This window comes from Streptomyces sp. NPDC008150, from assembly GCF_042956945.1.
In the GTDB taxonomy this organism is placed as follows: domain Bacteria; phylum Actinomycetota; class Actinomycetes; order Streptomycetales; family Streptomycetaceae; genus Streptomyces.
Map to the genome: position 1 here is coordinate 65,284 of NZ_JBIBHJ010000019.1, position 10,556 is coordinate 75,839.

Annotated in this window: 12 protein-coding genes and 1 pseudogene; 10 read left to right on the forward strand and 3 right to left on the reverse strand. The window is 70.3% G+C overall.

The annotated features are described in order from the left end of the window. Positions 1 to 16 precede the first annotated feature (16 nt). From ACFZA0_RS33745 to ACFZA0_RS33780, 8 genes are all read left to right on the forward strand, one after another. On the forward strand, positions 17 to 880 hold the full coding sequence (locus tag ACFZA0_RS33745) for a fumarylacetoacetate hydrolase family protein (RefSeq protein WP_391024081.1): 864 nt from the start codon (positions 17 to 19) through the stop codon (positions 878 to 880). 58 nt (positions 881 to 938) lie between these two features. Then, a complete protein-coding gene (locus ACFZA0_RS33750) occupies positions 939 to 1,397 on the forward strand; it encodes a hypothetical protein (protein ID WP_391024082.1) in 459 nt (152 codons plus the stop codon). Positions 1,398 to 1,486: 89 nt separating this feature from the next. Continuing rightward, positions 1,487 to 2,131, forward strand: a complete 645-nt coding sequence (locus ACFZA0_RS33755; RefSeq protein WP_391024084.1) for an NAD(P)H-binding protein — start codon at positions 1,487 to 1,489, stop codon at positions 2,129 to 2,131. Positions 2,132 to 2,173: 42 nt separating this feature from the next. Next, a complete protein-coding gene (locus ACFZA0_RS33760; RefSeq protein WP_391024171.1) occupies positions 2,174 to 3,028 on the forward strand; it encodes an NmrA family NAD(P)-binding protein in 855 nt (284 codons plus the stop codon). A gap of 61 nt (positions 3,029 to 3,089) precedes the next feature. Next, positions 3,090 to 4,295, forward strand: a complete 1,206-nt coding sequence (locus ACFZA0_RS33765; protein ID WP_391024086.1) for an oxidoreductase — start codon at positions 3,090 to 3,092, stop codon at positions 4,293 to 4,295. 703 nt (positions 4,296 to 4,998) lie between these two features. Further along, positions 4,999 to 5,583 (forward strand): NAD(P)H-dependent oxidoreductase, encoded by a 585-nt coding sequence (locus ACFZA0_RS33770; RefSeq protein ID WP_391024088.1) that lies wholly within the window; start codon positions 4,999 to 5,001, stop codon positions 5,581 to 5,583. 33 nt (positions 5,584 to 5,616) lie between these two features. After that, positions 5,617 to 6,246, forward strand: a complete 630-nt coding sequence (locus tag ACFZA0_RS33775; RefSeq protein WP_391024089.1) for a nuclear transport factor 2 family protein — start codon at positions 5,617 to 5,619, stop codon at positions 6,244 to 6,246. A 111-nt stretch (positions 6,247 to 6,357) separates the two neighbouring features. Continuing rightward, positions 6,358 to 6,492 carry a hypothetical protein gene (locus tag ACFZA0_RS33780; protein ID WP_391024091.1) on the forward strand — a complete coding sequence of 45 codons (135 nt, stop codon included), beginning with the start codon at positions 6,358 to 6,360 and terminating at the stop codon, positions 6,490 to 6,492. Positions 6,493 to 6,851: 359 nt separating this feature from the next. Here the strand turns inward: ACFZA0_RS33780 and ACFZA0_RS33785 are convergent, their stop codons facing one another. Further along, positions 6,852 to 7,400 carry a proline dehydrogenase gene (locus tag ACFZA0_RS33785; RefSeq protein WP_391024092.1) on the reverse strand — a complete coding sequence of 183 codons (549 nt, stop codon included), beginning with the start codon at positions 7,398 to 7,400 and terminating at the stop codon, positions 6,852 to 6,854. On the opposite strand from ACFZA0_RS33785, the gene ACFZA0_RS33790 reads away from it, so the two are divergent. Beyond that, on the forward strand, positions 7,369 to 8,253 hold the full coding sequence (locus tag ACFZA0_RS33790) for an MOSC N-terminal beta barrel domain-containing protein (protein WP_391024094.1): 885 nt from the start codon (positions 7,369 to 7,371) through the stop codon (positions 8,251 to 8,253). The genes ACFZA0_RS33785 and ACFZA0_RS33790 overlap by 32 nt on opposite strands. Positions 8,254 to 8,280: 27 nt before the next feature. Here ACFZA0_RS33790 and ACFZA0_RS33795 read toward each other — a convergent pair. Continuing rightward, positions 8,281 to 8,890, reverse strand: a pseudogene (locus tag ACFZA0_RS33795) (transposase); the annotation flags it as partial. Between the two features lie 50 nt (positions 8,891 to 8,940). After that, entirely contained in the window at positions 8,941 to 9,717 is a 777-nt protein-coding gene (locus tag ACFZA0_RS33800; protein ID WP_391024096.1) for an MBL fold metallo-hydrolase, read from the reverse strand. Between the two features lie 68 nt (positions 9,718 to 9,785). Between ACFZA0_RS33800 and ACFZA0_RS33805 the strand changes: the two genes are divergently transcribed. Then, the gene (locus ACFZA0_RS33805; RefSeq protein WP_391024097.1) at positions 9,786 to 10,427 is read left to right on the forward strand and encodes a TetR family transcriptional regulator; all 642 of its coding nucleotides are present in this window, start codon (positions 9,786 to 9,788) and stop codon (positions 10,425 to 10,427) included. Positions 10,428 to 10,556 lie beyond the last annotated feature (129 nt).

Genomic DNA, 10,556 nt, shown 5'->3' on the forward strand with positions numbered 1-10,556 from the left:
CACATATAGAGAAGAGGTGAGTCCAGGAATGCAGATCGTCAACGCCACGGGCACGCTGGGCCTGCTGACCGACCAGGGCGTCATCGACGTCGCCCAGGCAAGTGACGGGCTGTTCTCCCCCGACGTCCAGGCCGTCTACCAGAGGTGGGAGGAATTCCGGGCCTGGGCCGCGACCGCGGCGGACAAGGCGTTCCCGGCACGGCCGCTGGGCGACGTCAAACTGGGCTCCCCCGTGCCGCGGCCCAGCCAGGTCTTCGCGATCGGGCTCAACTACCACGACCACGCCGAGGAGGCGGGGCTTGACACGTCCCTCGACTCGATGGTGGTGTTCACCAAGTTCCCGTCCTCGATCACCGGACCGGACGCCGAGGTCGAACTGCCGCCGGGGGCGGTCGACTTCGAGGCAGAGCTGGTCGTCGTGATGGGCCAGTACGCCCACCGGATCGACGCCGGCGAAGCCTGGGACCGGGTGGCCGGGCTGACCGTGGGACAGGACCTGTCCGAACGAGAGACACAACTGCGGCCGCCCACCCCCCAGTTCAACATGGGCAAGTCCTTCCCGGGCTTCGCCCCCCTGGGTCCGGCCGTCGTCTCGGTCGACGAGTTCGAGAACCCCGACGACCTCGCCATCGGCTGCGCCCTCAACGGCGTGACGATGCAGCAGTCACGCACGAAGCTCATGATCTTCCCCGTCGCCGAAATCATCGCCCGGCTCTCGCAGACGGTGACCCTCGCGCCCGGCGACGTGATCTTCACGGGCACCCCGGCCGGCATCGGCTTCGCCCGCGATCCCAAGGTGCTGCTCGGCCCGGGCGACGAACTGGTCACCAGTGTCGAGGGCATCGGCTCGCTGCGCACGACCTTCCGCGCCCGGCCCTGAACACACCACTCCCCCACCACACACCCGCCGAGCACTCGGCTGATTGGAACACCTGCTCATGGAACAGAACTGCCTGATCTGCGAGCTCGGGAACGCCCCCGAATCGGACGTGGTCTTCCGCGACGACCTGTGGGCGGCAGAGATCGTGCCCGGCTACGACGTCCCCGGCTGGTACTTCCTGCGCGCCCAGCGCCACGCGGAGAAGATCACCGGCCTGGACGAGGCCGAGCGGGAGACCTTCGGCAAGCGGGCCGCCGATCTGGTCGCCGCCGTCACCGAGGCCACGGGATCGGAAGCCACCTACATGCTCATGTTCGGGGAGGCCTTCCCCCACTTCCACACCCTGGTCACGGCACGCACCGCCGAGATACCCGCCGAACGCCGCGGCGGCGACATCCTCAAGCTGCGCGGCGAGCGGGCGGACCTGGAGCAGTCCCGCGCCCTCGTCCCGGCCGTCCGCCAGGCCTACGAAGCCCTCGTCGCACGGGACGGCTCCGCCCTCGGCCAGAAGCGCTGAACCACATCCGTTCGGGCCGGCGCGGCGCGAGATCGCCGCGCCGGCCGCACCCGGTCCCAGCGGACCGCCCCCTCTTCCTAAGGAACCCCATGACCCGCATCACCGTGCTGGGCGGCACCGGCTACGCAGGCGGCGCCGTCGTCGCCGAGGCCGCCGCACGAGGCCACGACGTGGTCGCCTTCAGCCGCCACGCCCCCGAGGAGACCCGCGAGAAGGTCACCCATGTCGCCGGCTCCGCGCTCAAGCGCGAGGATCTGGAGTCGGCCGTGACCGGTTCCGACGTCGTGGTCTGCGCCCTGGCCGCCGTCGGCGAACTGGAGGACCGCTTCGAGGAAGTGATCGGCGAGATCGCCGGCCTCGCCCTCTCGCACGGCGCCCGACTCGGCGTGATCGGCGGCGCCGGCTCCCTCCTGGCCTCGCCGGACGGGCCCAAGGTCTTCGACACGCCGGAGTTCCCCGCGCAGTTCCGCGCCCACTCCCTGATCAGCGACACCGTCCTGGAGGCGCTGCGCGGCGGCGATCCCGCACTGGACTGGTTCGTGCTGAGCCCGCCCCTCGGCTTCGGCAGGTGGGCGCCCGGCGAGAAGCGCGGCGGCTTCCGCCTCGGCGGCGACGTCCTCCTCAAGGACGCCGAGGGTCGGTCCGCGATCTCGGCCGCCGACCTCGCGGTCGCCCTCGTCGACGAGATCGAGCACCCCGCCCACCGGCGCACCCGCTTCACCGTCGCCTACTGATCCACGTACGGCACCACCCTCAGGAGGTCCCCCTTGATATTGGTGACAGCGGCGAGCGGCCGAACGGGCCGCAGCCTCATACGCGCCCTGGTCCGCGAAGGCAAGAGCGTCAGGGCCGCGGACATCGCGCCCTCCGTCCACGAATTGCGCGACCTGGGCGCCGAGGAGACCGTGGTGGCGGACCTCCTGGAACCCGCCGAACTGCGCAAGGCGATGGCCGGGGCGGAGTCGGTCATCCACATCGGACCGCTGTTCCACCACCGCGAGGCCGACATCGGCCGCGCCGTCGTCGCCGAGGCACGGCGGGCCGACGTGGGGCACTTCGTGCAGTTCTCGGTCGTGCACCCGCAGATCGAGGCGCTGCTCAACCACCAGGCGAAGCTGGCGGTGGAACGGGCCGTCATCGAGTCGCCAATCCCCTTCACGATCCTGCAACCCATGCACTACCTGCAGAACATCGACGTCGCCGCGACCGTCGAGTCGGGAATGCACCGCAAACCGTTCTCCCACGACACCCGCCTCGCCCAGGTCGACCTGGAGGATGTCACCGCGGTCGCCGCCCGGGTCGTCGGCAACCCCGACCACCACTACGCGACGTACGAGATGTGCGGATCCGACTACGTCAACGGTCACGAGATCGCGGCCGTCATCGGCGAGTTGGCCGGACGGACCATCGGCACCGAGCTGCTGCCGATCAGCGACTTCGCCCGCAGTGACCGGCAGCCGAAGGCGGAGGACGAATTTCCGTACGACGCGATGTACCGGCTGTGGGGCCATTACAGCCGGTACGGCATCACCGGCAATCCCAACGTGCTCGGGTGGCTCCTCGGCCGCCCTCCGACGACGCTGCGCGAATACGTGACCCGGGAACTCCGGGCCGCCTCCTCGCACGTCTGACGCCCCGCCTCCCCACTGTCCCACGACGCCCTGATCGGGCGATGACCATCAAGGACACCCCATGAGCAGTCCAGTCGACCCGAAAGAGTCGCCGCTCCCGAGCGTCACCGAACTCGTGGCCCGGGCCAGGGAACTCCAGCCTCTGCTGCGCAAGAACTCCGCCGAGGGCGAGAAGAACCGCCGTGTCGTCGAGGAGAGCATCCAGAAGCTCCAGGACGCCGGCCTCTTCAGGCTCCTCCAGCCCCGGCGCTTCGGCGGCTACGAGTCCTCGATGAGGGCCCTCGTCGACGTCGCCGCCGCGGTGGGCGAGGCCGACGGCGGCACCGCCTGGGTGGTGTCCCTGCTCAACTCCGGTGCCTGGCTCGCGGGCTGCTTCACGGACCGGGCCCAGAACGACGTGTGGGGCGAGAACCCGCAGGCCCTGGTGTCGGGCGTGTTCTCTCCCCGCGTGGAGTCGAAGAGGATACCGGGCGGATTCCAGGTCACCGGCAAGTGGTTCTACAACTCCGGTTCCTGGCACGCCGATTGGGCCGTCCTCAGCATTCCGGTCACGGACGACGCAGGAGAGGTCGTGGAGATGGGCATGGCCCTGGTACCGCGCAGCGACCTCGACCTGGAGGACACCTGGTTCGTCGCCGGCATGCGAGCGTCCGGCTCCAACTGTCTGATCGCGACCGACGTCTTCGTCCCGGAGCACCGCGTCATGTCGGTGGGCCCGGCCATGGAGGGCGACTTCCCGACCGAGCACACCGACGAGCTGCTCTACCGGTCGCCGCTCGGTCCGTTCTTCACCGTCGGCATGGTCGGGCCGCAGCTCGGGCTCGGGCGGGCCGCGCTGGAGATCGTGAAGGAGAAGGCGGCCACCAAGGGCGTCACCAACACGATCTACACCCGTCAGGCCGACTCGGTCGCCTTCCAGCTCCAGTTGGCTCAGGCGAGCATGCACCTCGACACCGCACACTTCCACGCCCACCGGGTTACCGAGGACATGGACAGCGCGGCCCAGGAGGGCCGCAAGCTCGACCTGCTCGACCGGGCGCGGATCCGCGCAGATGTCGGCTGGGCCATCGAGAACGTCGTCAAGGCGATTGACATCCTGCTCTCCGCCCACGGCTCCGGCGCGTTCGCCGAGGTCAACCCCCTGCAACGGATCTGGCGGGACTCCGAGGTGGCCTCCCGCCACGCCGGAATCCTGCCGATGGTCTGCTACGAGATCTACGGCAAGGCTCTCGTCGGCTCCGACGTGAAGATCACGCACATGATCTGATCCGGGACGGCCGCCGACCGGGACCCACCTCTCCCGGCACCCCCGGTCTCGGTCGCCACACGCGGATCGTCACTCAAGGCACCCGGCGCGGTCCGCTCCACCACGGGCGAGATGCGCCGGAGCCGGGCTCGCCGACGACATCGGCGTCACGCGTAGGGAAGGCAACGAGAAAATGTTCGTGGACATCCCGGCGCCGGCGCCTGCACACAGGGGCCGGTGCGGTTGCGCCGGAACCGACCCGGATGCGGCGCTCGACCGCCTGCCACAGCGGGTTCAGCGTGCGGCGGTCCCAGTCGGCGCCGGCGGGCGTGAGCAGCGCCCCGTGAACGTCGCGGTGAGCCTCGTACACCGTGCGCATGCTGTGACGCTCGTGACCGAAGTCCAGAGCCTGGGCCTGCAAGCGGTGCTGTCCGGCATCCGAGAGCAACCGACCTGCACACCCCGCCAGTTCGGGCCCACTGGTCCGGCGCGGGAGGCAAACGGCCCGAAGGCCGTCCGGATGAAGCGGCGCCACGCGAGCGCGGCGCCCGGACCGCGTGATCACCGGCCCTGCCAACGACGGAACGCGACCCGAACTCCTCGGCCGGCGACATGCCCGTCTTTCCCCCCGCCCCGCCCTGCGATGCCTTCATATCCAGCGAACCGACGGCCCTCGCGCCGATCGCCACATGTCCATCACCACCAACCCCTGCGAAGGAACACCGTGCCTGACGCCCGTCCCCTCCTCCAGATACACATCGGCAGCACGCGTCCCGGCCGTATCGGCCCGGCCTTCGCGGCCTGGTTCGCCGACGTCGCCACCCGGCACGACTGCTTCGACGTGGAGGTGGTCGACCTCGCCGAGGTCGGTCTGCCGCTCCTCGACGAGCCGAACCACCCAAGGCTGCGCCAGTACGTCCACCAGCACACCAAGGACTGGAGCGCGACCGTGGACCGCGCGGACGCCTTCGTCATCGTCACCCCGGAGTACAACTACGGCTACAGCGCCGCCACGAAGAACGCGCTGGACTACCTGTGCCACGAGTGGGGCGACAAGGCCGTGGGATTCGTCAGCTACGGCGGTGTCGGCGCCGGCACCCGGGCGGTCCAGCAGCTCAAGCAGGTCGTCACCACCCTGCGCATGGTGCCCGTGCTCGAATCGGTGAACATCCCCTTCGCCATGCAGAAGCTCACGGCGGAAGGGGAGGCCATCACCGATGCCGGCCTGGAGGAGGCCGCGAAGGTGATGCTCGACGAGCTGGCCCGGATGTCCGCGAAACTCCGGCCAACGGGCACGTCGGACAACTGACCGGGACGCGAACAGCAGGATGGAAGGCAACCCATGAGTACGACAGCAGCGCCCCGCATGCAGAACCCTGCCGACAGCAGCGCCGACATCGCCCTGGTCACCCAGGTCGTGCTGGCCGAGCGCCAGGGCCGCGACCGCGGGTGGTGGGACCAGATGGCGGCCCAGTTCTGGGACGACTCCAGCGTCCGCCTCAGCTGGTACGACGGCGACGGAGCCGGTTTCGTGACGGGGTCCGCCGCGATGGCCGAACGCGGGCAGATGGCGACACATCACCTGTTCGCCCCGGTGGTCCACGTGCGCGGGGCCAGGGCCTACGTCGAGCTGTCCCTGGCGATGCGCATGACGATCGAGGTGGACGGCGTCCGCGGCGACCTGGTCTCCTACACCCGTCTCAACTACCGCCTGGAACGCCGGGAGGCGCTCTGGCGCATCCTCACCCTGGACGCCGTGTACGAGTACGTCACACTGGACCCGTCCGTTCCGGGCCGGACGATCGACATCGACCCGGCGGACCTCGCACCGTACCGGCAGAGCTATGCCCTGCTCGCCTGGAACATCGCCCGCGAGGGCCGCACCCCCAGCCAGGACGAACTCGGCGACGACCGCCCCGAGGAACTGGCGGCGTTCTACGCGTCCATCTGGGCATGGCTCGACGCCGCATGAACTGCCGCCGCGGCAGCGGACGCTCGCCCGCTCGTTGGCCCCTTCGATTCCAGGACGCCTTGCAGCCCGCGCGGCTCTCCAGCCACCCGGGCGGAGGAGACGACGTAAGCGATGGTCGCCACCTTCGTAGCGCTCGTGGTGCCCCCACGGTCACAGCCGGGCCGGTCCGACGGCAACGACAAGAAGGCGGCCCGGCCTCGCAGCAGGTCGGGCCGCGTCGTCGAACTGGCCTCACGACAGACCTGACATGTGCCGCCCGCATGCGGCACAGTGCTCTTGAACAGGTTGAACCGTTACAGGTTCGGTTGAGACTTCGGATTGTGGTTTCGGCCTGCTGTTTGGTGGCCTCGCGGTAGTAGTCGGTCTCGTATTCGACGAAGGCGGAGAAGGGGCCGCTGGGTCCACCTGCGGAAGATCGGTGTCCCTCCGCAGCGCGGCCGGACCTCCGCGATCCGACAACTCGTCCTCCAGTCCCCGATCCCGTCATCGCGAAAGCCCTCGGCCACCACGACAGGACCGCCACCCGACTGGTCACCGAAGCCGGAGGAACACGGGGCCGATACGCCCTGGCGACCACCGCCGCTGACACGCGGGTACTTACTGCATCAGTTGGTTTTGCCGATGGTGTTGCGGGCCGCGACGCGGAAGTCCTTGACGGCTTCGTACAGGGCCCGCTCTCGTTCGGCGGCAAGGGCAATGTCTTCGGCCTTGTGAGCGGTATTTCTCGCGTGTGCGTCCTCGGCCATCCGTCGCATGACGTGTGAGAGGTCACTGGAGGCGACGGTGACGCGTTCCGCGACCGCCGCAAGGGGTGCCGGTCCTTCGAGGATGACGATTTCGCAGGCGCGGTGGACCTCGCGGGCCAGGGTGATGAAGCGGCCTGTCTTCTCGTCGATGTCGGGCAGGTCGGGTTGTTCCGAACGCAGCGCGTCGAGGACGGCGTCCATGGCGATGTCGCGGCTGTGGAGAGCGCTCAGGTAGCCGGCGTACGCGTCGCGGCGATGCTGGCGGCTCCATTGGGCGTGCTGGGACCGTGCCTGAGCACGGCCGTTGATGATTGCGGCCCCGAGGGTGGTGGCGGAGCCGACAGCGGCGCCCAGCAGTGCGGCGAGTCCTGAGTCCATGGGCTCCAGTCTGCCGTTCTTGCTGTTCATCCAGTTCCGCCGAGGCTTCGTGGCATGCGCAGGCACGTCGATGAGCGATGCGCTCCTCACACCGGCGGGCCTCGCGCACGACCGCAGCTTCATGGTCATCAGCGAGGACGGGGTCTACCGCACCCAGCGCCGCCACCCCCGCTTCGCCCTGATCCGACCCGCCGTCAGCGCCGACGGCACCCAGCTCATGCTCGACTCAGCCGACGCCACGGGCCGTTACGGCGCGGTGTGCCTCGACGTGACAACGTCCGCGCCGCGCCGCGACGTTGACCTCTTCGGCGCCGCTTTCCAGGGGATTGACCAGGGCGACGGCGCCGCTGCCTGGCTCTCCGAGTTCCTCGGCATCCCCAGCCGTCTGGTCCGTGTGCCGCCGGAGCACGACCGCGTCGCCGACGGCCTGACCCCCGGCCCCTCGGGCTACGCCGACAGCAGTGCTGTGCACCTGCTGTCCCACGCTTCCCGCACCCTCCTCAACCGGCGGATGGCCGAGCGCGGCGCCCCGCCCCTGCCGATGAACCGCTTCCGCCCGAACATCGTCATCGACAGCCTCCACGGCCACGACAGCGGCGGCGACTGGGCAGCCGTACCGCACGCCGAGGACCGCGCACGCCGCATCACCATCGGCGAAGCCGAGTTGGGCTATGCCAAGCTCGCGGTGCGCTGTGCGGTCACTCTGGTCGAGCAGGAGGCCGGGGCGCGGCGAGGGCGGGAACCCCTTCGCACGCTCGCGACCTACCGGAGAGCGGCGAGCGGGGGCGTGGTGTTCGGCGCCAAGTTCTCCGTACTACGGCCGGGAAAACTGTCGGTCGGCGACGACGTGGTCGTCCAGGAGTGGGGCGACGCCGAACTGTGAGAACACCTGGCGCGAGTCCAGGCGTCGCCAGCCGATCAGTGCGCATCCGGGATGAGTAAGGCTTCCTGGATGTCGTCGCGTATCCCCCAGCGGATCCGCGGGCGGCGGAACCCGCGAAGGTGGGCGAACGCGCCTTCCACGACCCAGCGTTGGGTGCCGAGTCCGGGATCAGCTGGGTGACGTCATTGCGGGTTGCCTCCGGTCAGGGTGGCGGCGAGCGGGATGCCGGTGGCGTCGGTGATCAGGTGGTGTTTGCTGCCCGTCCTACTCCGGTCTACGGGGCTTCGTTCTGTCCTGGAGCCCCTTTCAACGCTCGGATGTGGGAGCCGCCGAGGGCGGCCCGGGAGAAGTCCAGGGCGCTCGCGCTGCGGAGCTTGGCGAGGAGGACCTCGTGCAGCCGGGGCCACACCCCGGCCTCGGTCCACTCGGCCAGGCGGCGCCAGCAGGTCATGCCCGAGCCGAAGCCCAGTTTCCCCGGCAGGTGTTCCGAAGCGATCCCGGTGCGCAAGACAAACCGGATGCCTCGGAACACCAGCCGGTCCGAATGCCGCTTGCGCCCGGGGTGCCGGATCCGACGCTCCACTTTCGGCAGCAGCGATCGGTGTGCGGCCCTCCAGGGCGCCGCTGCCCGCCGCAGGCAGCGGCATCTGACATCGATCGGGCTTCGGTCGGCTTTTGAGGCGTGCTTCAGTGTGAGCCGGCTTGTCGGGCCAGACGTGTGGCGGTGCGCGGGTCGCCGGTGACGGGTTGGCCGTGGCCGGGCAGGAGCAGCGTGGCGCCGGTGAGTTCGTCGATGCGGTCGAGGGAGGTCAGGGCCGCGTGGCTGTCATGGGTGAAGCCCCGGCAGACCAGGGTGGGGCCGGTGTGTCCGGTCAGACCGTCGTGGGTGACCAGGGCGTCGCCGGTGAAGAGCAGTCCGCGGTCGGGGAAGAGGTAGCCGGTGCTGCCCGGGGTGTGGCCGGGCAGCAGGACAGGCCGCGGGGCGCCGGGGACCTCGTTCAGCCGTTGGCCGGTGCCGAAGACGCGCACGCCGGGGGTGGCAGGGGCGGTGAAGGCTCCGGTGCGGGCGAGGTGCAGCGGGGTGGTGATCGCGGCGGGCCGGCGCAGGAGGTAGGGCAGTGCGGAGCGTTCCGGCTTGGCGTGGCGCAGGGCGCTGCGCGGGCCGTCGCGCAGGATCGCGGCGTCGCTCTGGTGGACCCAGATGTCGGCGCCCGCCTGCTGGAGGGTGTGGGCCAGTCCGGTGTGGTCGGGGTGTCCGTGGGTCAGGAGCACGGCGCGGATGTCGGTCAGGGAGCGGCCGGAGCCGGCCAGGTGCGTGCGCAGTTGCTTCAGGTGGGCCGGCAGTCCGGCGTCGACGAGGACCAGGCCGGCGGGCTCCTCGACCAGGTAGAAGTTGACGATGTCGTCGCCGAGGCGGTCCACGCCGGGGGCGACGCGGCGGTCCGAGCTGGTGGAGCGGGGCATGCGTTCCTCCGGAGACGGGGCCGGCATATTTGGATACAGTCGACTGTAATGGATGAGAGGGAAACGGGATGCCCGACGGGACTCCGCGCAGGCCGTACGACTCGGGACGTCGGCAGCAGGCCGCGCGCCGCAACCGTGCCGCGATTCTGGCGGCCGGCCGGGAGCTGCTGTTCCGCGACGGCTACCAGGCCACTACCGTCCGCGCGGTGGCCGAGCGTGCCGGTGTCTCCCCCGAGACCCTCTACAAGGCGTTCGGCGGCAAGCCGGGGCTGGTCAAGGCACTGTGGGACGTCACCCAGGCCGGGGACGACGAGCCCCTGGCCATGGCCGAGCGGCCCCAGCTCCAGGCCGTCCTGGCCACCCGCGACGCCCGCGCCAAGCTCCGCCTGTACGCCGCGTTCGTCCGCGGCGTCCACGAACGCCTCGCCGCCCTGTCCGCCCTTCTCGCCCAGGCCGGCCCCGAGGCCGGCCGGCTCCTCGCCCTCAGCGAAGAGGAGCGGATGACCGGCGTGAGCGCCTTCGTCGCCCACCTCGCCGACACGGGCGTGCTGCCCCCGGACGCCGACGCTGCCCGTCTGGCGGATTCCTGGTGGGCGTTGACCGGGCCGCACCTCTACACCGAGCTCACCGCCGGCCGCGGCTGGGACGCGAACACCTACGAGGACTGGCTGACGGGCATGCTCGTCTCGGCTCTTCCGGACGCGACCTGAGCACGGATTCATCACACCTCCGTCGGCCGCAGCCGCGGCCCACCGGGGCCTGCGCCGCCCCTCACGGCGCCCTAACGGCTTCGGCGACCTCCGCCGATCCGGCCGAAGCAGGAACCCCCCTTCACCGCT

What these genes read in the sequence shown, in the direction of transcription:
- ACFZA0_RS33805 (WP_391024097.1), top strand. Translation starts at nt 9,786, where the DNA reads ATGCCCGACGGGACTCCGCGCAGGCCGTACGACTCGGGACGTCGGCAG.
- ACFZA0_RS33790 (WP_391024094.1), top strand. Translation starts at nt 7,369, where the DNA reads ATGGGCTCCAGTCTGCCGTTCTTGCTGTTCATCCAGTTCCGCCGAGGC.
- ACFZA0_RS33800 (WP_391024096.1), bottom strand. Translation starts at nt 9,717, where the DNA reads ATGCCCCGCTCCACCAGCTCGGACCGCCGCGTCGCCCCCGGCGTGGAC.
- ACFZA0_RS33750 (WP_391024082.1), top strand. Translation starts at nt 939, where the DNA reads ATGGAACAGAACTGCCTGATCTGCGAGCTCGGGAACGCCCCCGAATCG.
- ACFZA0_RS33780 (WP_391024091.1), top strand. Translation starts at nt 6,358, where the DNA reads ATGGTCGCCACCTTCGTAGCGCTCGTGGTGCCCCCACGGTCACAGCCG.
- ACFZA0_RS33785 (WP_391024092.1), bottom strand. Translation starts at nt 7,400, where the DNA reads ATGAACAGCAAGAACGGCAGACTGGAGCCCATGGACTCAGGACTCGCC.
- ACFZA0_RS33755 (WP_391024084.1), top strand. Translation starts at nt 1,487, where the DNA reads ATGACCCGCATCACCGTGCTGGGCGGCACCGGCTACGCAGGCGGCGCC.
- ACFZA0_RS33775 (WP_391024089.1), top strand. Translation starts at nt 5,617, where the DNA reads ATGAGTACGACAGCAGCGCCCCGCATGCAGAACCCTGCCGACAGCAGC.
- ACFZA0_RS33765 (WP_391024086.1), top strand. Translation starts at nt 3,090, where the DNA reads ATGAGCAGTCCAGTCGACCCGAAAGAGTCGCCGCTCCCGAGCGTCACC.